This window comes from Komagataeibacter xylinus (assembly GCF_009834365.1).
GTDB classification, from domain to species: domain Bacteria; phylum Pseudomonadota; class Alphaproteobacteria; order Acetobacterales; family Acetobacteraceae; genus Komagataeibacter; species Komagataeibacter xylinus_D.
In genome coordinates this window covers 442,173-463,190 of sequence record NZ_CP041348.1, presented here as the reverse complement: position 1 = coordinate 463,190, position 21,018 = coordinate 442,173, and the positions used below count along the sequence as shown (strand labels likewise).

Here is a 21,018-nt window from a genome sequence, read left to right as displayed (position 1 = left end):
TGCGCCACCAAGGCTGATACATGACAGGAAGGGAGCCGGCCCTCCATCCGGTCTTAATGCATGGCTGATCCGCATGCCGAGTGGTGAGGAATAGCGATATTGTCGAGTAAACGTTCAGCGCTGCTTGCGTCTGTCTGCGTTGTGCCGCTGTTCTGGACCGCTGGCGCCTACGCACAGGATGAAGCGGCACAGAACACGCCATTCGGTGGAGAGGCGGCGCCCGGCGGCGCGGATGAGGCTCAGGCCCCCCAGGTGGAGGCGATCAAGCCCCCCCCGCTGGAGGACCCGATCGAGGCGGTTGACATCAAGGGCAACAGCCGGATCGAGACCAGCACCATCCTGTCCTATATGGTCGTGCAGCCCGGTGACCGGTTCAATCAGGATCTGCTCGACCGTTCGCTCAAGACGCTCTACGCCACCGGCCTGTTCCATGATGTAACGCTCAAGCGCGTGGGTAACGTGCTTGAAGTGCATGTGGTCGAGAACCCGATCGTCAATCGCATCGTGTTCGAGGGCAATCACGCCGCCAAGGACGAGGACCTGACCAAGGTCATCTCGCTGCGCCCGCGCGCGGTCTACTCGCCGCAGGGCATTTCGGCCGACCGGCAGAAGATTCTGGGCGTCTATGCCGAAAAGGCGCGTTACGCCGCCACCGTCACCCCCCAGATCATCCGGCTTGCGCATAACCGGGTGGATGTGATCTTCCATATCAACGAAGCGCAGAAGACCCTGATCAAGAAGGTCACGTTCGTTGGCAACAAGTCGTTCAGCAGCGCACAGCTCGCGGGCATCGTTTCCTCGAAGGAGACGGCATGGTACCGCTTCTTTGCCTCAAGCGACCAGTACAACCCCGAGCGCATCAAATATGATGCCGAACTGCTGCATCGTTTCTACCTGAAGAACGGCTTTGTCGATTTTCAGGTCAAGAACGCCACGGGCGAGCTCTCGCCCGACCGCAAAAGCTTCTACATCACCTACACGATGGAAGAAGGCCCCCGCTACCGCCTGAACAAGATGAGCGTGCAGTCCTCGCTGCGGCATGTCTCGGCGGATTCGATGAAGAAGTACATCTCGCTCTTTCATGGGCAGTGGTACGATGGCAGCGCGATCCAGCATAATGCCACCAACATGCAGGAACTGCTGCAGGGCAAGGGGTATCCCTTCGCCATGGTGCACCCCGAGATTGCCCGCAACCCCGAAAAGCGCACCGTCAATCTGTTGTTCGACATCAGCGAAGGGCCGCGGATGTATGTCGAGCGCATCGACATCAACGGCAACACCATTACCGAGGACAAGGTGATCCGCCGCCAGCTGCCCATGGCTGAAGGCGACCCGTACACCCCGCTCGACCGCAAATATTCCAAGATGATTCTTGAAGACCTCGGCTTCTTCAAGACCGTGTCGATCGACCAGACTCCGGGGTCCGCGCCGGACAAGGTCAACATCTCGGCCGATGTGGTGGAAAAGCCTACCGGCGAGTTCTCGCTCGGTGGCGGTTATTCGACCGATGCGGGCGTGCTCGGCAACCTTGGCCTCAAGCAGCATAACCTGCTCGGCACCGGCATTGATGCCGGCTTTACCGGCACCGCCGCGTATTATGAAGACCAGGCCGACATCTCGCTGACCGACCCGTATTTCCTCAACCGCAACCTTGTGGCCGGTATCGATATCTTCGGCATGCAGAACCATTACATGACCTATCAGAGCTATTCTGAAGGCCGGTATGGCATCACGCTGCGGATGGGCTATTCCTACAACAACCACCTGTCGCAGTCGTGGAACTATACGCTGACCGACCGGCAGGTGGATGATACGTGGTCGGATTCGTCATATTACGTGCAGGATCAGTCCGGCTGGTCGCTGCTGTCGCAGCTTAGCACCACACTGACATACGATACACGCGATCGGCGGCAGCAGCCGCATAAAGGTTTCGTGGTACGCGTGGGTGGTGACTTCGCGGGTATCGGCGGCAACGAGCGCTACCTGCGCGGCAAGGTCGATGCGGCGTACTACATTCCGCTCGACAGCATCATGGGCAACCATGAGTGGACCGTCAGCTTCCGTGGTGGCGCGGGTGACATCATGAACTGGGGCGGCGGCCGCAGCGACATCATCGATAACTTCTACCTTGGTGGTAACTCGCTGCGCGGCTTCATGGATGGTGGCGTCGGGCCGCGAAGCTACGCGATCCCTGCGCGTGACGGCAACCCGATGCATTCGCAGCAGGACTTCCTTGGCGGCCGCTTCATGTATACGGCCTCGGCGCAGGTGGACTTCCCCATTCCGTTTGCCTCGGCCATGGGCATCAAGGGCCGTTACTTTGTTGATATGGGCGGCCTCGACGGCCTGCGTGTGCGCCGTCGCTACACCTCCATGAAGGACTGGCCGAAATATACCCCGGTCTACGATGATACGCTGACGCCTGTTGTCTCGACAGGTGTGGGCATTGCGTGGAAGAGTCCGTTCGGTCTCGTGAATATCGATCTGGGTGTTCCCCTGCACAAGGGAACCAATGACAGGACCCAGCTGCTCCGCTTCGGCTTCGGCCAACAATTCTGAGGTGATAATGTTGCGTAAATCCGGCATCCGTCTGCTTGCCGCAACCGCTCTGCTCGGGTGGGGATATCAGGCCGTATCGAGCGCCCATGCGCAGGGATCCGGCGGCAATGCCGGGTGGTTCGTGCCCAAGGCATCGCAGCCTGCGGCCCATGCCCCCCAGCATGAGGCGGCGCCCCCCATGCCGCTCGCCGCCGCCCCGGCCGATACCGAGGAAGCGCAGTCCCAGAATCCCCCGATCCTGCCGCTGCCGCCCGTGCCCAAGGCGCCTGACGTGCCCAAGAGTGCACCGCCGCCCGCGCCTGTTATTGGTGTGATCAGCGTGCCGGAAGTGATGCGCCTGTCGAGTGCGGCCCAGCAGGCCGAGCGCGTGCTTGGCGCCCGGCGTGATGACCTCGCGCGTGAGGCGCAGAAGGAGCAGGCTGGCTGGCGTGATGAGCAGCAGAAGCTGCAGGGCCAGGCGAAGACCATGTCGTCCGACCAGATCCAGGCCCAGGAGCGCAAGCTGCAGGAGCGGGTCATGGCGGCGCAGAAAGATTTCCGCAACCGCAACCGCGTGATTCAGGAGGCAGCCCAGGTGGCGTTGGGCCAGATCGAGCGTGAGCTGGTCCAGATCATTCGGCAGGTGGCCGCCAGCCGCAGCATGAACCTCGTGCTGCACCGTGAGCAGGTGGCCCTGAGCCAGGAGCCGCTTGATATTACGCAGCAGGTGGCAACCCAGCTCAACGCAGCGCTGCCCACCGTCTTCATTCCCGCAGCGGATGCCGACCCTGAAGTGCTGGCCAAATCGGGCACCATGCCCACCACCGCCGATGCCGACAAGCCCGCGCCCGCCCCGGCGGCTGCAGCACCCGCCAAGCATTAAGGGCCGTTTCATGACAGTGACGCCGGACAACATACCGGGCGATCCACGCTTCTTTGTCACGCAGGGGCCTTTTGATCTGGCAGATCTGGCCCGGTGCGGCGGGGCTGAACTGCGCGCGCCCAGAGATGGTGGCGAGGCATCCCGCTTTACCGGCATAGCGCCCCTGCAATCCGCTACGCGCGCGCAGGTCAGCTTTCTTGATAACCGCCGTTACCTGCCCCTGCTTGAAGGCACCGGCGCAGGGGCCGTGATCGTGGCTCCCGCCTTTGCTGACAAGGTGCCCGCGCATGCGGCGGTGCTGGTGTCGCGCGCGCCGTATCAGGCCTGGGCGCGCATCGCCACGCTGTTCTATCCCGCGCCGCCGGTCACACCTGGCATTCACCCCACCGCCGTAATCGGCGCGAACTGCGAGATTGATCCTACCGCCGCCATCGGCGCGTTTGCCGTGCTCGGTGAGCGGGTGCGTGTGGGGGCGGGCGTGGATATCGGCACCCATGCCAGTATTGGCGCGGGTGTCGAGATCGGCGCGCGCTGCCGTATTGGCGCGCATGTCGCCATCTCGCACGCGCTGCTGGGCGAGCGGGTAACCCTGCTGCCCGGCGCGCGCATCGGGCAGGACGGGTTCGGCTTTGCCGTAACGCCCGAGGGCTTCGAGAACGTGCCGCAGCTTGGCCGTGTCATTCTGGAGGACGGGGTGGAGATCGGCGCCAATTCCACGGTGGATCGCGGGTCGATCCGTGATACCGTGATCGGCGCGGGCTCGCGTCTCGACAATCTGGTGCAGATTGGCCATAATGCCCGGCTGGGACGCTGCTGTATCGTCGTGTCCCAGGCAGGAATTTCCGGTTCAACCGAACTGGGTGATTTCGTGACCGTCGCGGCGCAGGCCGGGCTGATCGGACACATCAAGATCGGTACCAAGGCCCGTATCGGGGCGCAGTGTGGTGTCATGTCCGATGTGGATGCCGGGGCCGACGTGATCGGCAGTCCGGCGATGCCTTTCCGGGAGTTCTTCCGGAACGTGGCTTTTCTGCGTCGAATGGCCAGGAAAACGACGCAGGATGGCGGCGGGGAAAAGGCTGACAAGGCCTGATCGCCAGACGTCATCAGATATTCAACCGGTAGGAGGCGCCTGGCCCATCTGGTGGCAGGTTTCCCCTCCTTACCGAACAAGTGGTTGGACGACGTGGATAAAGAAGTAGAGGCACTGCCAGCGGACGCCAAGCCTGCGACCCTGGAATCGATTGACATCATGCGGATCATGGAAGCGATTCCCCATCGCTATCCGTTCCTGCTGATTGACCGCATGGTCGATATCGTGCTGGGGCAGTCGGCGGTTGGCATCAAGAATGTCACGGTCAACGAGCCGCATTTCCAGGGGCATTTTCCTGCCCGTCCCGTCATGCCGGGCGTGCTCATCATCGAGGCGATGGCCCAGACCGCGGCAACCCTCGTGGTGCTGACGCTCGGGCAGGCCTTCGAGGGCAAGCTGGTCTATTTCATGACCATCGACGGTGCGAAGTTCCGCCGCCCCGTAGGCCCGGGCGACCAGCTGCACATTCATGTGGAGAAGGAACGCAGCCGCGCCAATGTCTGGAAGTTCAAGGGCGTTGCGCGCGTTGATGGCGTGTCCGTTGCCGAGGCAACATTCAGCGCCATGATCATGGGGTAATCCCGCTGGGAACGGGCCGCTGCGCGGCTCCGCTTTGCGAAGCAACAGTTACTTGCGGGGATGGAGGCTATTCTGGCAGGAAGTTCATCTAACGGTACCCAACTGGATGAACGGCGTGACAAAGCGCCTGAAATCCATCCGTCATCCATTGTTTCCAGCCAGGCGCGCATTGGCAGCGGGGTCCGGATCGGGCCGTGGTGCACGGTCGGGCCTGATGTCGAGATCGGCGATAATGCCGAACTGATCTCGCATGTGGTGATTGACGGGCACACCACGCTGGGCGAAGGGGTCGTGTGCTACCCGTTCACCACCGTGGGCATGGCGCCGCAGGACCTGAAATACAGGGGCGAGCCGACCGCGTGCGTGGTAGGGGCCCGCACCATCATCCGTGAAAACGTGACCATCCATCGTGGCACGGCCACCGGTACGGGCGTCACCCGCATCGGGCCGGACTGCCTGATCATGGCCAACTCCCATGTGGCGCATGACTGCACGCTCGGGCGTGGGGTGATCATCGTCAACAACGTGGTCATGGGCGGCCATGTCACGATTGGTGATGATGCCCGCATCATGGGGGCGGCTGCACTGCACCAGTTCGTGCGCATCGGCCGTGCGGCCCTTGTGGGCGGTGTGTGCGGCGTGGAAGCCGACGTGATCCCGTATGGCAGTGTGCTGGGCAACCGTGCGCGGCTGGTGGGGCTGCACTGGATCTGGCTGCGGCGCAATGGCGTGCAGCCCGATGAGATCCGGCGCATGCGCCAGGCCTTCCGTGCGCTGTATCCCAAGGCGGCCCATGCGACCGGTACCGTGTTCCAGACCCGACTCGAGCACGTGCGCAAGACCTATGCCGATGATGCGCGCGTGGTTGAAATTCTTGATTTTATCGCAGCTCCCAGCCATCGCGGGCTTGTACGCGTGCAGGGCGGCGACATGATCGAGAGCGATGGCGCCTGAGCGAGAAGCCGGTCGGCTTGCGGGGCAGTGTGTCGGCATCCTTGCTGGTGGCGGTCCGTTGCCCGGCCAGGTGGCCCGAGCGATAACGCAGGCCGGGGGACAGGTTTTTATCGTGGGGTTTCAGGGGTTTGCCGAGCCGGATGTGATCGGCCCCTGGCCTCACCGCATGATCCGCCTTGCCGCGGCGGGTGAAATCCTGTCCGCCCTGCATGAACATGGCTGCCGCGATCTGGTGCTGATTGGCCCGGTGCGGCGACCCTCCCTTGTCAATCTGCGGCCTGATGCCACGGGTGCGCGCATTCTCGCGCGCATCGGCAAGGCCCTGTTCGCTGGCGATGATGGTCTGCTCGGCGCCATTGTGCGCGTGCTGGGTGAGGAAGGCTTCTCCATTCGCGGCGCGCATGAATATCTTGCCGGTTCCGTGGCCCGTCATGGCCCGATGGGGCAGCAGGCGCCTGATGCAGCGGCTCTGGCAGACATGGAACTCGGCCGCCGGGTGGTGCGTCAGCTTGGCGCGCTTGATATCGGGCAGGGCTGCGTGGTGCAGGGCGGGCTGGTGCTGGCGGTCGAGGCGCTGGAAGGCACCGACCTCATGCTCGGGCGCGTGGGCGCGTTGCGGCAACCTGACCGGCCCGGTGGCGTTCTGGTCAAAATGGCCAAGCCCGACCAGGAGCGCCGCGCCGACCTGCCCACCATCGGGCCGCGCACGGTAGCGGGTGCGGCGGCGGCAGGGCTGCGCGGTATTGCCATTGAGGCCGGGGCCACGCTTATGACCGACCCTGCCGCCTGCATTGCCATGGCGGATGAGGCCGGACTGTTCCTGACCGGATTTGCGGGCGGGGACGCAAAAACAACCTGAAGGGGAAAATGCCAGTGGGAACCTACCTCCATACCATGGTGCGCGTGCGCGACCTTGAGGCAAGCCTCGCCTTTTACCAGTTGCTGGGCATGCAGGAACTACGGCGCAAGGTAGTGCCGGAAGGCAAATACACCCTTGTATTCATTGGTTATGGCGACAATGCCGCAGGCCAGGCCGAAATTGAGCTGACCTATAACTGGGGCGTTGATGATGGCTATGACGTGGGCGCCGGTTTCGGTCACTTCGCGCTGGGCGTGCCGGATGTGAAGGCGCTGGTGGAGAAGGTGCGCGCGGGTGGCGGCAAGGTCACGCGCGAGCCGGGGCCGGTCAAATTCGGCACGACCTTCATCGCCTTTGTGGAAGACCCGGACGGCTACAAGATCGAACTGATCGAAAAGCACCCCCACGCCTGATTTCCCTCAGGGCTGGCGTGCGGGCAGCAGGCGGCGCATGGCGCTGAGTTCCTTCGTGGTGGCCTCGAGGGCTGCAATAATGTCGCGCGCGGCAGTTCGCGTGCGCTCATCCTTGCTCAGGGCCAGCGAATCCGCCCGCAGCATGGCAGGCGAGAGGTGGCCACGGATGTCGTGGATGTGCCGCCTGAGCGCTTCGGTCATGGCAGCAGTGGAGTCGGGGCTGGAGCTGGGCATGGAAATCATCCGGTTCGGGCTCAAAGGGCGGGCAGCATTGACGTTGCCCGAAAGCGGCAGTATAAGGCGCCGCTCGGGTCTTGTGCATGGTGCGGGGCCTGATGGAATTTATTCCGTAACCTGTCTGTCATTGTCAATCTGGGAGTGCCGTTGTGAAGCGCACGTATCAACCCTCGAAGCTGGTCCGCAAGCGTCGCCACGGCTTCCGTTCGCGTATGGAAACCGTTGGTGGCCGCAAGATTGTTGCAAACCGTCGCAGCAAGGGCCGCAAGCGTCTTTCTGCCTGAGGCAGGTGACGTCTTTACGTTACGGGCTTTCAGGAGCCCGCAACGATGAATGTCTCTACAAAGGGGCGGCTTGAAGTGGCCGATCAGTCCACGCGTCTTAAAAAACGCGCCGAGTTCCTGCGGGTCGCGGCCAAGGGCCGCAAGGCCCCCATGCCGGGGCTGGTGCTGCAGGCGCTTGAACGCGGTGATGCGGATGTCGCCCGCTTTGGTTTTACCGTTACCAAAAAAGTAGGTAATTCCGTCGTGCGGAACCGCGTGCGGCGACGCCTGCGCGAGGTGGTGCGGATTGTTGGCCGCGAACAGGCGCTTGAAGGCACCGATATCGTGGTCATAGGCCGTTCTGGCACGCGGGGGCGGCGGTTCGAGTCGCTTCTGGCCGATTACCGCAAGGCCCTGAGCAAGGCCGGGGTGAAGGAAGGATCGTGAGTACGTCTTCCATCAGCCTGCCCGCCCATGTGCTGCGCGCGATGATTCGCGCATATCAACTGGTGATCCGTCCCATCTGGGGCGCGCATTGCCGTTTCTCTCCTTCATGCAGTCATTATGCGCGTGACGCGATTGCCCTTCATGGGGCAGGGCGCGGCAGCGTGCTGGCCGGGTGGCGCATCCTGCGCTGCAACCCGTGGAACGCGGGCGGTCATGACCCTGTTCCCGGCACGGCCTGCGGCTGTGGCATGCAAAACAGTAAAAGTCTGGCGGGTCGCTGATGGATATCAAGCGTTTTATGGTGGCAACGGCACTGTCTGCCGTGGTGCTGGTCGGTTTCGAATATTTCCTGCCACAGCAGAACCATAAGACGGTCGAGCAGCAGGCTCCCGCGCCTGCACCGGCGCCCGCTCCTGCTGCAGCCGATGGCGCGGCTACCCCGGCGGCCGACCAGACTGCCGACCAGGCAGCAAAGTCTGATGCGCCCGACCCGCGGGTTACGATTGATGCTGGCCGGGTGGCTGGCTCGCTTGACCTGCGCGGCGCACGGCTTGATGACCTCGTGCTCAAGAATTACCATGAAACCGTCAAGGACGGCAGCCCGCTGGTGCGCGTGCTCGAGCGGCGCGGCGAAGCGCAGCCCAACCTTGTCGAGGTGGGCTGGACCAATGTCAGTGGTGGCCAGGTGCGCGTGCCCGACGCCAATACGGTATGGACCGCCGACCACGATAAGCTGACCGAGGCGCAGCCCGTGACCCTGAGCTGGGATAACGGCCAGGGTCAGGTGTTCCAGATCACCATCGCCATTGATCAGAACTACATGTTCGCGGTCACGCAGAAGGTGGTCAACCATGGCAGCGATGGGGTGTCCCTCTATCCGTTCTCACGCGTGGAGCGTGGCTACACGCCGGTCGAGACGGGTGGCTACCTAGTGCATGAAGGGCCGATCTCGGTCATTGACCACCGGCTTGACGAAAGCTCCTACAAGTCGCTGCGCAAGGCCGCCGTGCCGCCGGGCAATATTGCGTGGTCCAAGTCCGGCCAGGGTGGCTGGGCTGGCATTACCGACAAATACTGGCTGTCTGCCGTCATTCCGCAGCAGGATAGTGATGTTGCGGCCAACTACGCCTTCCTCTCGCAGGGTGGCGACAAGGGCATCTATGATGTCGGCTTTACCGCGCGCGCGCCGCTCGTTGTAGCGGCAGGCGGCGAGGCCAGCACCGAAAGCCATGTCTTTGCCGGTGCGAAGGAAGTGCCGCTGCTGGAGAAATATGAGTCCAGCCTGCATATCCCCGATTTCTGGAAAGCGGTTGATTTTGGCTGGTTTGCGTTCCTGACGCGCCCCATCTTCACGGTGCTGGACTGGCTGAACACCATGCTGGGCAATTTTGGCCTTGCGCTGATGGCGTTCACCCTGCTGGTCAAGGCGCTGTTCTTCCCGCTCGCCACCAAGCAGTTCCACTCCATGGGCAAGATGCGCCAGCTCCAGCCCAAGATCAAAGCCCTGCGCGAGCGTTATAAAGACGACCAGATGGCGCTCAACCAGCAGATGATCGCGCTTTACAAGCAGGAAGGCGTGAACCCGGCCAGCGGCTGCCTGCCCGTGCTGCTGCAGATTCCGGTGTTCTGGTGCCTGTACAAGGATCTGTACGTGACCATCGAGATGCGTCACGCGCCGTTCTTTGGCTGGATCCATGACCTCTCGGCTTTTGACCCCACAAACCTGTTCACCCTGTTCGGGCTGATCCCGTGGGATCCGTCGGTCATCTCGCCCATGCTCCAGCTTGGCCTGTGGCCGATGGCGTTCGGGCTGACCATGTTCATCCAGCAGAAGCTGAACCCGGCACCTTCGGTGGATCCGGCGCAGCAGAAGATGTTCCAGTTCATGCCGATCATCTTCACCTTCTTCATGGCGCGCCAGCCCGCTGGCCTCGTGATCTATTATTGCTGGAACAATCTGCTGACCATGCTGCAGCAGACGGTGATCCAGCGCCGCATGAACACGAAGGCCGCCGCTGCGACCAGCCAGCCCAAGCTTCCGGCCGGGAAGAAGTGATCGTAGGGACCAACATGGTGGATTTCTCGAACCCAGCCCCCACGCCAGAAGAAATGGAACGCGACCGTGAGATTGGTCGCGTGCTGTTTGCCGGTGAATTCAACTTCGTATTCGGCGCGCAGAAGCTCGGGCAACTGCCTGACCCGATCCTGCCCGAGATCGCGTTTGCCGGTCGCTCCAACGTGGGCAAGTCCAGCCTGATCAACGCGCTGACCGGGCGCAGGGCGCTTGCACGTGCCTCGTCCGAGCCGGGGCGGACCAAACAGCTCAACTTCTTTGAACTTGCCGACCGCCTCACCCTCGTTGACATGCCGGGCTACGGCTTTGCCAAGGCAGCGAAGGCAGTGAAGGAAGACTGGCAGGGCATGATGTTCTCCTACCTGCGCGGCCGGCCCACGCTGCGCCGCGTGGTGCTGCTGCTCGACAGCCGGGTGGAACTCAAGGCCAGTGACGAAGAGATCATGAAAATGCTCGACCGCGCGGCCGTGACCTTTCAGGTCGTGCTGACCAAGTGCGATGTGCCAAAGCCGCCAGCACTCGCGGCCAAGCTGCGCGCGGTGGGCGAGATCGTACGCGCGCATGCAGCAGCCTTCCCCGATGTGCTGGCCACGAGCAGCACGACCGGGGCCGGAATTGAGGAATTGCGGGCTGAGCTCGCCCGCCTCGCCAACCCGGTCTAGGCTGCATGCGGGCCTGCTCCCACGCTGGTGCGGCGGGGCAATGGATATGAAGCAGTCAGGAGCGAAGGAACCGTTCGGATGACAGGAACAGGATCGGCTGATCAGGACGCGCAGGCACGCGCCGAGGTTCTGGCCAGGGCGCTGCCTTATCTGCGGCGCTACGCGGGTGATACGGTTGTGGTGAAATATGGTGGCAGCGCGATGGTCGATACCACGCTCTCCACCGCGTTCGGCCATGATATCGCCCTGCTCAAGCAGGTTGGCGTCAACCCGGTCGTGGTGCATGGTGGTGGCCCGCAGATCAGCGCCATGCTCAAGCGCCTGCAGATCGAATCCACCTTCATTGACGGCCTGCGCGTGACCGATGCCGCCATGATCGACGTGATCGAGATGGTGCTCGGTGGCAAGGTGAACAAGCAGGTGGCGGGCCTCATCAACCGTGCTGGCGCGCTCGCAGTGGGTATTTCGGGGCTGGATGGCGGGCTGATCACCGCGCGCAGGCTCCAGCGCCGCGCGCGTGAAAACGGCGTTGAAACCGACCGCCTGCTCGACCTTGGCTTCGTGGGCGAGCCCGAGCGCATTGACCCGCGCGTGATCTATGCGCTGTCGGGCTCGGGGCTGATCCCTGTCATTGCGCCCATTGGCAGCAGTGCCAGTGGCGAGACCTACAACATCAATGCTGATACGGCCGCGGGTGCGATTGCGGGCGCGGTTAATGCCAGCCGCCTGCTGATGCTGACCGACGTGCCCGGCGTGCTTGATGGTGATGGCAGGCTGATTCCCGAACTTACCGCCGAGGATGCCCGCAAGGGCATTGCCAGCGGCATGATTTCGGGCGGCATGATCCCCAAGGTGGAAACCTGCCTCGAGGCCGTGCGCGCGGGTGCCAAGGCCGCCGTCATTCTCGATGGCCGGGTGCAGCATGCCTGCCTGCTCGAGCTCTTTACCGAAGCCGGGCCCGGAACCCTCATTCGCAGCGCATGATGCGCAGTGCCGCGCGGGCTTGCAGGCAGAGGGGGTGCGTTGACATTCCCCCTGATCCTCCGCATGGTCCGCTGGCAAATTAATACAGGTTTGCGGCCATGACAGGCCGGGAAAACCAGCCCAGACAGGATTTTGCAGATATGACCGATACATCCCTCCAGAGCCAGATCGAGGCCCTGTGGGAGCGTCGTGAGACGCTGTCCACCGCCACCACCGGCGCTGACCGTGATGCCGTTGAAGCCGCCCTTCTGGCGCTGGATTCGGGCAAGCTGCGCGTGGCCACGCCGGGCGCTGGCGGCTGGGTGGTGAATGAATGGCTGAAGAAGGCGGTGCTGCTGTCCTTCCGCCTCAACGACAACCGTCTTGTTGAAGGCGGTGGCGCGGGCGCGCCGAGCTATGACAAGGTGCCGCTGAAGTTTGCCGGCTGGGACCAGGCCGCCTTTGCCGCGGCCGGTTTCCGCGCGGTGCCTGGCTCGATCGTGCGTCGTTCCGCCTTTATCGCGCCGGGCGTGGTGCTGATGCCGAGCTTCGTCAATGCCGGTGCGTATGTTGATAGCGGCACCATGGTTGATACGTGGGTGACGATCGGCAGCTGCGCGCAGATTGGCAAGAACTGCCACATCAGTGGTGGCGTGGGCATTGGCGGCGTGCTCGAGCCGCTGCAGGCCGCGCCCGTCATCATCGAGGATGGCTGCTTCATCGGCGCGCGTTCGGAAGTGGCCGAGGGCGTTGTGGTCGAGCGCGGCAGCGTGCTGTCCATGGGCGTGTTCCTTGGCGCATCCACCAAGATCGTGGATCGCACCACGGGCGAGGTCTTCATGGGCCGTGTCCCGGCTTATTCGGTGGTGGTGCCCGGCACCCTGCCGCCGCGCCAGGCAACCTCGACCGATGGCAAGCCGCTGCCTTCGCTGGACTGCGCGGTGATCGTCAAGCGCGTGGACGAGCGCACCCGCTCCAAGACCTCGATCAACGAGCTGCTGCGCGGCTGACCGGCAACGGAGACACAATCGATGGCGGATGATGGAATGGCAGATCCCGGACAGGACGCCGGTGGCGTTGTAGCGCTGGCGCGCGCACTGATCCGCTGCCCTTCCGTCACGCCTGATGATGGCTGTGCCCTCAACGCGCTGGCCGCCGTGCTTGAAGGCATCGGCTTCAGCGTGACCCTGCTGCCCTTTGGCGAGGGGGCTGCCCGCACGCCCAATCTGTTTGCCCGCCTTGGCACGGGGCACCCGCATCTGTGCTTTGCGGGCCATACGGATGTGGTGCCGGTGGGCGACGTGCCCTGGGCGCATGATCCCTTTGGCGGCGAAATACACGACGGCCTCCTGTTCGGTCGCGGCGCGTGCGACATGAAAGGGGGCATTGCCGCCTTCGTCGCCGCCGTGCGCCTGTACCTGCAAAAGGTGCCTGAGCCCCAGGGCACGATAAGCCTGCTGATTACCGGCGATGAGGAAGGGCCTGCCACCAACGGCACCGTGCGCGTGCTGGAATGGATGCAGGCCAACGGTCAGATCCCCGATTTCTGCCTCGTGGGCGAGCCCACCAATCCGGGCGAGATGGGCGAGGTCATCAAGATCGGCCGTCGTGGCAGCCTCAATGCCCGCATTACCGTGCATGGCACGCAGGGGCATGTGGCCTATCCGCACCGGGCGGATAACCCCGTTCACCGGCTGCTTGGGCTGCTTGGTGAACTGACTTCGGCCCCGCTTGATATGGGCAGCGAGTGGTTCGAGCCTTCAAGCCTGCAGGTGACCAGCCTTGACGTGGGCAACACGGCCACCAATGTCATACCGGCACGGGCGCAGGCCCGGCTGAACATCCGCTTCAATGACCTGCATACCGGCGCGGATCTTGCAGGCTGGATCCGCACGGTGGTGGCCCGGCATGCGCCCGGGGCCGATGTGAATATTGCCATCAGCGGGGAATCCTTCCTGACCAGACCCGATGCCCCGGTCGAGGCCCTGCGCCGGGCCGTGCGCGCGGTAACGGGCCATGTGCCCAAGCTGGATACGGGGGGCGGCACGTCTGATGCCCGCTTTATCAGCCGCTACTGCCCCGTGGCCGAATTCGGCCTTGTCGGGGCCAGCATGCACAAGGTGGATGAGCATGTGGCGCTGGCAGACCTGAAGCAGCTGACGGCGATCTATTCTGGTTTTCTTGAAAAGGTAATGGGCTAATGTCCGATCGCGGCCCCTCTCCAGCCCCGAACGCATCGGGGTTTGGCGTTATCCTCAAAGGCATGATGCTGCTGGGGCGGGGCCGCGCGGAAGGGATAGCCTGTTTTGGCAATACGCGCGATTCCGTGCTCGCTGCCCTGGCGCCCCGGCTGGCGATGTGGCTGGTGCTCGGCGGGTTGACGCTGGGTGCGGCCCCGCAGGCCATCAGCGGCGTCAAGGTGCTGTTCGCGCTGTGCCTGATCCTGCTGCCTGCGGTGGTGACCAATGCACTGGCCCGCCACTGGAAGCGCGAAGGGCTGTGGATGCGCTATATCACCGCGACATGGTGGACGGACTGGGTCACGCTGTTTGTCGGCCTCGTGGTGGCACTGCTCATGGCGCTGGCCTCGCCCAGACTGCTGCAATCGGCAACGGGGGCGGGCATTCTCAATGGCGTGGAGTTTGGCTACAGCCTGTGGCTGACCTGGTACGTCGCCCGCGTGGGGCTGCTGCTGCGGCGTGGGCAGGCGGTGGTGCTGGTGCTGGCCATTCTGGGCAGCCTCGGGCTGCTTGTAGCCGCGACGGGGCTGCTTTCTCCCCATCAGCGGGCATGGCACGACTTCCTGTATCCGCTTATGGTCCAGCAGGCGCAGCCGCATTAAGGGCCGGTTTGCTGCCTGCAAGAAAAATCATGAAAAAGCTTCCGGGGATGCCGCCTTTTTTGAAAAAAGACGGCATTCTGAAATTTTCTATCAATATTTTGTTTTCAAACAATTTACCGGCCACTAAAGCGCAGATTTCAATCAATCCGTAGCGTATGGTTGTCCGCCATTGCGTCCATGCGTTTCAGGTCAGGTTCAGGATTACCAAAATGGGCACGAAAAAAGCTTGTGATGGTCATGGATCACTGAATTATTCCATCATAATTGCTATTTTTTGCATTCTTTGCCGATTTTCGTCTTTTGGTAATCCGCTGATCAATGTGGATGAAGGGTTTTACCTGTTTGTCGGCGGCGACATGCTGCATGGCGCCATCCCCTTTGTGGATGTGTGGGACAGGAAGCCGCTGGGTCTGTTTATCATCTACGCTTTTTTTCACCTGTTCGGCCCCTACCGGCTCTGGGCCTATCAGATTGGCGCGCTGGCCAGCGTATGCCTGACCGCCGTCGTGGCCATGAAAATGGCGCGGTGCGTGGCATCGGCAATCGGCGCCCTGTTTGCGGCCCTGCTTTATGTGGCCTGGCTGAACCTTGCGGGCGGCGAGGGCGGCCAGTCGCCTGTATTCTATAACCTGCTGGCAGGGTGCGCGATGCTGAACATCGTCAGGCTCATCAGCGCTGAAAAGCCCACGCAGTCCGAGATCATCAAAAAAGGTGGCATGGCCATGCTGCTGTTCGGCCTGTCGCTGCAGATCAAGTATACAACCGTTTTTGAAGGCTGTTTTGCCGGTATTTTTCTGGGGTATATCCTCAGGCAGAACCGGTTTTCATGGGGTGCGACGGCGCGCTACCTCCTGCTTTTCGCGGCCATTGCCCTGCTGCCCACCGTGCTGGTGGGGGGCGGGTACTGGCTGTGCGGTTATGGCTGGAACTGGTGGTTTGCCAACATCCTGTCCATATTCCATCGCACCAAGGAGCCCCCGGCCATTCTGGCGCATAATTTCATGAATATTATGCTGCTGATCGGCCCGCTATTGCTCAATATTGTGCTGCAGATGATCCTGTGCCGCAACCGGACCGCCGTGCAGCGCAAATGCGCCTTCTTTTTCAATGCCTGGTCGGTTTGCGCGGTGATTGGCGTCTTTCTGATCGGGGAATGGTACAACCATTACGCCATCCCGGCTTTCCTGCCGCTTTCCATTGCATCCGCCGCCCTGTTCGCCAGCCCTGTCGGCCGGATCTGGCTCATGGTGCTTCTGGCGGCAGGTACGGTGGCAGGGCAGGTCATGGTTCTTGAAAACCAGAAGAACAGTGGCAATGCCCGGACATTTCATAATGTCCTGAACGTCATTTCAAAAGAAAAAGGCTGTCTGTTCATTTATAACGGATCAGCGATTTTTTATGATTTCCTGCCGCCATGCAAACTGACGGATCATCCCTTTCCCGGTCATTTTCATTCTGTGGTTGAAAACCGGGCAACCGGCATGGATCCGGCCACGGAAATCAAAAAAGTGCTGGGCCAGAACCCGACCTATATCATGGCCTATACGCCTGCGGAGCCTGACGAGAATGAAGCGGTCCGGGCCATTTTATATGACCGGATCAGGCAGGCCTATATGGAGGCCTATCGCGAGCGGCAGGGCAACGGCTTTCTGGTTTTGTACAGGCTTGATGCCCACCACAAACCATAAAGAAGTTTTTTCAAAAAGCTTCAAAAGCCATCCCCCAAACACCGATGATCATGCACCGGCCATCTACCGGCTGAAGGGATTATCCTCATACCCCACCGCCGTCAGGCACAGCCCGTCTGGCGGGGCGGTGGGGCCTGCGGCGCGGCGGTCGCGGGCGGCTAGGGCCTCGGCCACCCGCTCTGGCTCCCAGCGGCCTTCCCCCACCATTTTCAGGGTGCCAACCATGTTGCGAACCTGATGGTGCAGGAAGGAACGGGCCGCGGTTTCAATCACCACGTATTCGCCCTCGCGGCGCACATCGAGCTGCTCAAGCGAGCGCACGGGGCTGCGCGCCTGGCAGGCTGAGGCGCGGAAGGAGGTAAAATCATGCCGCCCGAGCAGGCAGCGTCCCGCGCGCTGCATGATGTCCACATCGAGCGGAGCCTTGATGTGCCACACCCGCCCCTCATCAAGGGCCGGGCGCGACGAGCGGTTGAGGATACGGTAGCGATAGGCACGTGAGCAGGCGGAGAAGCGGGCATTCCAGTGCGGCAGCACCGGGCGCGCCATGAGCACCACTACCGGGTGGGGCTTCATGTAGAAATTCAGCCCGTCGCGCACCGTGGCACTCGACAGCGTCACATCGGCGGGAAAATCCAGATGCGCGACCTGTCCCGCCGCATGCACGCCCGCATCGGTACGGCCAGCCGTGATGCTGCGCACCGTGCGGCCGCCGGTCAGGTTGCGCGCAGCCCCTTCGAGCAGCCCCTGCACGGATATGAGATCCTCCGCCGACTGGCGCTGCCAGCCGACAAGGCCCTGCCCGTCATATTCGAGCAGCACGGCCCAGCGGCAGACGGAAGGCGGGGCGATGTCATCAGGGCGGATCGTGGGGATGGCGGGGAGTGGGGGTGTGATCTCGGTCATCAGGGGGTTACGCCCCGCCCAGCCGCGTGCCAGCGGCCACGGCCTGCCCGCGCAGGAAGTCGGCCGCCTCCATCATGCCCCGGCCGGGGCGCTGCAGGCGCGTGACAAGCAGCATCGTGCCCCCGCCACAGGCGATGCGCAGCGCGTCATCCACCACCGTGCCGGGCATGGCCTGCGCGGTGCCCTGCGTCAGGCTCACGGCCCCGATCTTGATTACCTGCCCGTCCAGCGTGGTGAACGTGCCGGGCCAGGGGGTCAGTGCGCGGACCTGCCGGTCGATTTCAGTTGCGGGACGGGTCCAGTCGATGCGCCCGTCCTCACGGCTCAGGCGCTGCACATAGGTCACGCCATTTTCGGGCTGGGGCGTGCCGGGGTAGGGAGGCTGCGCCAGCACGTCCACGATCAGGCGGCCACCCATGGCGGCAAGGTCATCATGCAGGGTGGTGGCTGTGGTGTGGTTGGTCAGCGCCACATGGTCGCGCAGCAGCATGGCCCCGGTGTCCAGCCCGGCATCCATCTGCATGATGGTTACGCCGCTTTCACTGTCACCGGCCAGGATGGCGGCCTGAATGGGGGCGGCTCCGCGCCAGCGCGGCAGCAGGCTGGCATGGATGTTCAGGCAGCCGCGCGCAGGGGCGTCGAGCATGGCCACGGGCAGGATCAGCCCATAGGCGGCCACCACCGCCGCATCGAGTTCGAGAGCGCGGAAAAACGCATGCTCTTCCGCATTGCGCCGCAGCGACAGGGGCGTACGCACGAGAATGCCGAGTGCATCAGCGGCAAGGTGCACCGGCGAGGGGCGCAGTTTCTTGCCACGGCCTGCGGGCCGGGGGGGCTGGCTGTAGACGGTAACGATGTCATGCCCGGCCTGATGCAGGGCGCGCAGGGCGGGCACTGCAAAATCGGGCGTGCCCATGAAGGCCAGTCGCATGGTGGGTGGGTCCGTTCTGTCTGGGCCGGAACCCTTGGCGTGACAGGTCGGGTTCCGGCGGCGGTGATCCGCGCTCAGCACTCAATGCTTGAGGCGCTGTTCCTTGGCCAGGCGGCGCATGATCATGTTGCGCTTGAGGGTGGAAAGATGATCGACGAACAGGATGCCCTCGAGGTGGTCGATCTCGTGCTGCAGGCAGGTGGCCAGCAGGCCGTTGGCCTCAAGCTCGTGTTTTTTGCCCTCCATGTCCTGGTAGCGCACGCGCACGGCCTCGGGGCGGACGACCTCGGCATACTGGTTGGGCAGCGACAGGCAGCCTTCCTCGCGCACGGCCATGTCCTCGGTCTCGGCAATCACCTCGGGGTTGATCAGCACGAGCGGGTTGCGGGCCTCGCCCTTGTCGGACACGTCCACAATGGCGAAGCGCATGCCAAGGCCCACCTGGGGGGCTGCCAGCCCGATGCCGGGGGCTTCGTACATGGCGGCGAACATGCGGGGGATGGTGATGCGCAGGTCGCCCATGTCCTCGGGGCGGACAAGGCGGGTTTTCTGGCGCAGGACCGCCTGGGGCGCGACCAGGATCGGCATGGGGGTCGCCTGAGCGATGACATCATGATCAATCATAGATCGCCATTTAGCGTTTCCGCCCGCGCGATACCAGTGGTGATACAGCCAAAATGCACATGTATGGTGCGGGCTGCTCCCTTGTGCATTTCTATTATTCTCCCATATCGTAGGGGAACGGAGGGCGGATGCCGTTTCGGGTCCGTCTTTTCCGTTTCCTGTCTCGCTCACAGCAGAGGAGGCCGATTTGTCGGGAAGAGTTTTCGGGTCACCCATGTTCCTTGGGTTCGATCATCTGGAGCAGATGCTTGAACGGGCATCAAAGAATGCATCGGACGGGTATCCGCCCTACAACATAGAGCAGGTCAGCCCCACCACGCTGCGCATTACGCTTGCGGTGGCGGGGTTCGTGATGGAAGACCTGCACATAACACAGGAAGACAACCAGCTTGTTATCCGCGGGCGCCAGAGCGACGACGGGCAGGGGCGTATTTTCCTGCATCGTGGCATTGCGGCGCGGCAGTTCCAGAAGGCGTTCGTACTGGCCGAGGGAATCGAGGTTGGCGGCGCGTGGATGGATAACGGGCTGCTGCATATCGAACTCGCCCGTCCGCAGCCTGAAGTGCGCGTGCGCAAGATCGAGATCGCGCGTGCCCCGCAGGCCAGCCCGCCGCCCTCGCATGATCGTGTTGCGCCGGTGGTTGATGTGCCTGCCGGGCGCAAGCAACGTGTTGTCAGGGTGATTGACGAGGACTGATCCCCGCGTGGTCAGGCCCCCCTGTTGCGATGCGGAGACGAAGGGCAACAGACCCTTCATGATGCAGGAGATGACACCATGAGAGTCACGACACGGAATGGCCGGGTGCTGCTGCACAGCGAACCGGCGGAACCCACAACCAGCCCCCACATGATCAGTACGGGCGAACTGCGCGGACTGGGCATGGAAGCGGTGGCCTATATCCGGACAGTACAGGTCGAGGGCGAGAATGCCTTCGCCATCCATGCCGCCGATGGCACGCCGCTTGCCGTAGCGGAGGACCGCGATGACGCGGTCAATGCGATCGTCCAGCACGACATGATGCTGGTGCCGCTGCACTAGCACCTGGTGCATGCCACAAAACAGATGGCCCTGCTCCCGTATCCGGGGGCAGGGCCATTTCTGTTTGGGAGGCAGGCCCCATATAGGGGACGCTGCCGGTCAGGGGTCAGTTGGGGCGCAGCGAGGGGTCGAGCCAGCCAATATTGCCGTCAGGGCGACGGTAGAGCACGTTGATCGTCTCGGTCTTGCTGTTGCGAAAGAGCTGGATCTGGCAGTCGGCCAGATCAAGCCGCATCACCGCCTCGCTCACGCTCAGGGTCGGGATCTCGGTCGGGTGCTCGGCAATGATGGTGGCGTAGGGGCCGGTTGCGGGCAGCGCGCTGTCCTCATCCTCGACCGTGGCGTCATCTTCCGTGGTGGAAAGGGCGGCCATGCCGGGCCGCAGGATATAGCCACGCCCGACTTCGGGCACCTGCTGGCGGGCTTTCTGGTGGCCATGCTTGGTGGCCTTGCGGTGGTAGCGGCGCAGGCGGCTTGCAATATGCTCGGCTGCGTCATCAAAGGCCGAATGGGCATCGGCGGCCTCGCCTTCGCCGCGCAGGGTAAGCCCGCGCGTGGCATGGAGGTTGATGTCACATGTAAAGAACGAACGCGCGCGGCTGAAGGTGACGCGGGCTTCCATGGCCTGTCCGAAATATTTTTCCGATATGCGGTCCAGATGGGCGCTTACCCTGTGTTTCAGGGCATCGGACAGGGCGATCTGCTTTCCGGCGACACTGATGTGCATAAGGGGCAACTCCTTACATGGTCGTAACGCGGTTGCTTACGGGCAGAAGGAAGACGTGCTTTGAGCGACTGGCTATGAATTAAGGGGACGATCCTTCCCGTAAGGCCTGCGTGACAGTGGCTGTTGCGTCGTGCCGGTCTGATCGGGCACATGACAGCGAACGAATGTATTTGGGCATGGTTGCCCCCTCGCTGTCCATGCTTTCCTTGCATGCGGGAGCGGCGCTTTTTTCTGCCCGCAGCCCTTGCGTAAAGCGTAACGAATACAGGGGGGGCCTGCTGGCGGAAGAATGCCGC

The 21,018-nt window shown here is 62.9% G+C and carries 24 protein-coding genes; 19 read left to right on the top strand and 5 right to left on the bottom strand.

What is annotated here, in order from left to right; all coding sequences use genetic code 11:
* The first annotated feature begins 99 nt into the window (after positions 1-99).
* From bamA to gloA, 7 genes are all read left to right on the top strand, one after another.
* Positions 100-2,559: an outer membrane protein assembly factor BamA gene (bamA, locus tag FMA36_RS02260; RefSeq protein WP_206065165.1), complete on the top strand. Its 2,460-nt coding sequence runs from the start codon at positions 100-102 to the stop codon at positions 2,557-2,559.
* 7 nt (positions 2,560-2,566) lie between these two features.
* Positions 2,567-3,421, top strand: a complete 855-nt coding sequence (locus FMA36_RS02255) for an OmpH/Skp family outer membrane protein (protein ID WP_159260482.1) — start codon at positions 2,567-2,569, stop codon at positions 3,419-3,421.
* Between the two features lie 10 nt (positions 3,422-3,431).
* A complete protein-coding gene (gene lpxD, locus FMA36_RS02250) occupies positions 3,432-4,514 on the top strand; it encodes a UDP-3-O-(3-hydroxymyristoyl)glucosamine N-acyltransferase (protein WP_240906452.1) in 1,083 nt (360 codons plus the stop codon).
* 93 nt (positions 4,515-4,607) lie between these two features.
* Positions 4,608-5,093 (top strand): 3-hydroxyacyl-ACP dehydratase FabZ, encoded by a 486-nt coding sequence (gene fabZ, locus FMA36_RS02245; protein ID WP_078528062.1) that lies wholly within the window; start codon positions 4,608-4,610, stop codon positions 5,091-5,093.
* A 102-nt stretch (positions 5,094-5,195) separates the two neighbouring features.
* Positions 5,196-6,047 carry an acyl-ACP--UDP-N-acetylglucosamine O-acyltransferase gene (gene lpxA, locus FMA36_RS02240; RefSeq protein ID WP_159263507.1) on the top strand — a complete coding sequence of 284 codons (852 nt, stop codon included), beginning with the start codon at positions 5,196-5,198 and terminating at the stop codon, positions 6,045-6,047.
* Positions 6,037-6,906, top strand: coding sequence for an LpxI family protein (locus FMA36_RS02235; RefSeq protein WP_159260479.1), 870 nt, complete (start codon positions 6,037-6,039; stop codon positions 6,904-6,906). Before lpxA ends, FMA36_RS02235 begins: the two co-directional genes overlap by 11 nt.
* Positions 6,907-6,920: 14 nt before the next feature.
* The gene (gene gloA, locus FMA36_RS02230) at positions 6,921-7,319 is read left to right on the top strand and encodes a lactoylglutathione lyase (RefSeq protein WP_159260477.1); all 399 of its coding nucleotides are present in this window, start codon (positions 6,921-6,923) and stop codon (positions 7,317-7,319) included.
* Between the two features lie 6 nt (positions 7,320-7,325).
* Here gloA and FMA36_RS02225 read toward each other — a convergent pair whose 3' ends face one another.
* Positions 7,326-7,553, bottom strand: coding sequence for a hypothetical protein (locus FMA36_RS02225; protein ID WP_159260474.1), 228 nt, complete (start codon positions 7,551-7,553; stop codon positions 7,326-7,328).
* A gap of 152 nt (positions 7,554-7,705) precedes the next feature.
* Between FMA36_RS02225 and rpmH the strand changes: the two genes are divergently transcribed.
* The 10 genes from rpmH to FMA36_RS02175 all read left to right on the top strand — a co-directional run bounded on the left by rpmH (position 7,706) and on the right by FMA36_RS02175 (position 16,495).
* A complete protein-coding gene (rpmH, locus tag FMA36_RS02220; protein ID WP_078526639.1) occupies positions 7,706-7,840 on the top strand; it encodes a 50S ribosomal protein L34 in 135 nt (44 codons plus the stop codon).
* A gap of 75 nt (positions 7,841-7,915) precedes the next feature.
* Entirely contained in the window at positions 7,916-8,266 is a 351-nt protein-coding gene (rnpA, locus tag FMA36_RS02215) for a ribonuclease P protein component (RefSeq protein WP_159263505.1), read from the top strand.
* Entirely contained in the window at positions 8,263-8,547 is a 285-nt protein-coding gene (gene yidD, locus FMA36_RS02210) for a membrane protein insertion efficiency factor YidD (protein WP_110566655.1), read from the top strand. The genes rnpA and yidD overlap by 4 nt, the downstream gene beginning before the upstream one ends.
* Entirely contained in the window at positions 8,547-10,322 is a 1,776-nt protein-coding gene (yidC, locus tag FMA36_RS02205) for a membrane protein insertase YidC (protein ID WP_159260472.1), read from the top strand. Before yidD ends, yidC begins: the two co-directional genes overlap by 1 nt.
* 14 nt (positions 10,323-10,336) lie before the next feature.
* Positions 10,337-11,002, top strand: a complete 666-nt coding sequence (gene yihA / locus FMA36_RS02200) for a ribosome biogenesis GTP-binding protein YihA/YsxC (protein ID WP_159263503.1) — start codon at positions 10,337-10,339, stop codon at positions 11,000-11,002.
* A gap of 78 nt (positions 11,003-11,080) precedes the next feature.
* The gene (gene argB / locus FMA36_RS02195; protein ID WP_159260470.1) at positions 11,081-11,986 is read left to right on the top strand and encodes an acetylglutamate kinase; all 906 of its coding nucleotides are present in this window, start codon (positions 11,081-11,083) and stop codon (positions 11,984-11,986) included.
* A gap of 140 nt (positions 11,987-12,126) precedes the next feature.
* On the top strand, positions 12,127-12,975 hold the full coding sequence (dapD, locus tag FMA36_RS02190; protein WP_159260468.1) for a 2,3,4,5-tetrahydropyridine-2,6-dicarboxylate N-succinyltransferase: 849 nt from the start codon (positions 12,127-12,129) through the stop codon (positions 12,973-12,975).
* 36 nt (positions 12,976-13,011) lie between these two features.
* Positions 13,012-14,166, top strand: a complete 1,155-nt coding sequence (gene dapE, locus FMA36_RS02185; RefSeq protein ID WP_159263502.1) for a succinyl-diaminopimelate desuccinylase — start codon at positions 13,012-13,014, stop codon at positions 14,164-14,166.
* On the top strand, positions 14,166-14,807 hold the full coding sequence (locus FMA36_RS02180; RefSeq protein WP_206065163.1) for a hypothetical protein: 642 nt from the start codon (positions 14,166-14,168) through the stop codon (positions 14,805-14,807). The genes dapE and FMA36_RS02180 overlap by 1 nt, the downstream gene beginning before the upstream one ends.
* A 320-nt stretch (positions 14,808-15,127) precedes the next feature.
* A complete protein-coding gene (locus FMA36_RS02175; RefSeq protein WP_159260466.1) occupies positions 15,128-16,495 on the top strand; it encodes a glycosyltransferase family 39 protein in 1,368 nt (455 codons plus the stop codon).
* Between the two features lie 63 nt (positions 16,496-16,558).
* Here the strand turns inward: FMA36_RS02175 and truA are convergent, their stop codons facing one another.
* The 3 genes from truA to def all read right to left on the bottom strand — a co-directional run bounded on the left by truA (position 16,559) and on the right by def (position 18,956).
* Positions 16,559-17,401, bottom strand: coding sequence for a tRNA pseudouridine(38-40) synthase TruA (gene truA, locus FMA36_RS02170; RefSeq protein WP_159260464.1), 843 nt, complete (start codon positions 17,399-17,401; stop codon positions 16,559-16,561).
* A 7-nt stretch (positions 17,402-17,408) separates the two neighbouring features.
* The gene (fmt, locus tag FMA36_RS02165) at positions 17,409-18,332 is read right to left on the bottom strand and encodes a methionyl-tRNA formyltransferase (RefSeq protein ID WP_159260462.1); all 924 of its coding nucleotides are present in this window, start codon (positions 18,330-18,332) and stop codon (positions 17,409-17,411) included.
* An 81-nt stretch (positions 18,333-18,413) separates the two neighbouring features.
* Positions 18,414-18,956: a peptide deformylase gene (gene def / locus FMA36_RS02160; protein WP_159260460.1), complete on the bottom strand. Its 543-nt coding sequence runs from the start codon at positions 18,954-18,956 to the stop codon at positions 18,414-18,416.
* A gap of 214 nt (positions 18,957-19,170) precedes the next feature.
* On the opposite strand from def, the gene FMA36_RS02155 reads away from it, so the two are divergent.
* Entirely contained in the window at positions 19,171-19,653 is a 483-nt protein-coding gene (locus tag FMA36_RS02155) for an Hsp20 family protein (protein WP_159263498.1), read from the top strand.
* A gap of 78 nt (positions 19,654-19,731) precedes the next feature.
* Positions 19,732-19,995: a DUF1150 family protein gene (locus tag FMA36_RS02150; RefSeq protein WP_159260458.1), complete on the top strand. Its 264-nt coding sequence runs from the start codon at positions 19,732-19,734 to the stop codon at positions 19,993-19,995.
* Positions 19,996-20,101: 106 nt separating this feature from the next.
* Here FMA36_RS02150 and hpf read toward each other — a convergent pair whose 3' ends face one another.
* Entirely contained in the window at positions 20,102-20,722 is a 621-nt protein-coding gene (hpf, locus tag FMA36_RS02145) for a ribosome hibernation-promoting factor, HPF/YfiA family (protein ID WP_159260456.1), read from the bottom strand.
* Between the last annotated feature and the right edge of the window lie 296 nt (positions 20,723-21,018).

What these genes read in the sequence shown, in the direction of transcription:
- FMA36_RS02255 (WP_159260482.1), top strand. Translation starts at nt 2,567, where the DNA reads ATGTTGCGTAAATCCGGCATCCGTCTGCTTGCCGCAACCGCTCTGCTC.
- lpxD (WP_240906452.1), top strand. Translation starts at nt 3,432, where the DNA reads ATGACAGTGACGCCGGACAACATACCGGGCGATCCACGCTTCTTTGTC.
- FMA36_RS02235 (WP_159260479.1), top strand. Translation starts at nt 6,037, where the DNA reads ATGGCGCCTGAGCGAGAAGCCGGTCGGCTTGCGGGGCAGTGTGTCGGC.
- FMA36_RS02225 (WP_159260474.1), bottom strand. Translation starts at nt 7,553, where the DNA reads ATGCCCAGCTCCAGCCCCGACTCCACTGCTGCCATGACCGAAGCGCTC.
- yidC (WP_159260472.1), top strand. Translation starts at nt 8,547, where the DNA reads ATGGATATCAAGCGTTTTATGGTGGCAACGGCACTGTCTGCCGTGGTG.
- yihA (WP_159263503.1), top strand. Translation starts at nt 10,337, where the DNA reads ATGGTGGATTTCTCGAACCCAGCCCCCACGCCAGAAGAAATGGAACGC.
- argB (WP_159260470.1), top strand. Translation starts at nt 11,081, where the DNA reads ATGACAGGAACAGGATCGGCTGATCAGGACGCGCAGGCACGCGCCGAG.
- dapD (WP_159260468.1), top strand. Translation starts at nt 12,127, where the DNA reads ATGACCGATACATCCCTCCAGAGCCAGATCGAGGCCCTGTGGGAGCGT.
- dapE (WP_159263502.1), top strand. Translation starts at nt 13,012, where the DNA reads ATGGCAGATCCCGGACAGGACGCCGGTGGCGTTGTAGCGCTGGCGCGC.
- FMA36_RS02180 (WP_206065163.1), top strand. Translation starts at nt 14,166, where the DNA reads ATGTCCGATCGCGGCCCCTCTCCAGCCCCGAACGCATCGGGGTTTGGC.
- truA (WP_159260464.1), bottom strand. Translation starts at nt 17,401, where the DNA reads ATGACCGAGATCACACCCCCACTCCCCGCCATCCCCACGATCCGCCCT.
- fmt (WP_159260462.1), bottom strand. Translation starts at nt 18,332, where the DNA reads ATGCGACTGGCCTTCATGGGCACGCCCGATTTTGCAGTGCCCGCCCTG.
- def (WP_159260460.1), bottom strand. Translation starts at nt 18,956, where the DNA reads ATGATTGATCATGATGTCATCGCTCAGGCGACCCCCATGCCGATCCTG.
- FMA36_RS02155 (WP_159263498.1), top strand. Translation starts at nt 19,171, where the DNA reads ATGTTCCTTGGGTTCGATCATCTGGAGCAGATGCTTGAACGGGCATCA.
- FMA36_RS02150 (WP_159260458.1), top strand. Translation starts at nt 19,732, where the DNA reads ATGAGAGTCACGACACGGAATGGCCGGGTGCTGCTGCACAGCGAACCG.
- hpf (WP_159260456.1), bottom strand. Translation starts at nt 20,722, where the DNA reads ATGCACATCAGTGTCGCCGGAAAGCAGATCGCCCTGTCCGATGCCCTG.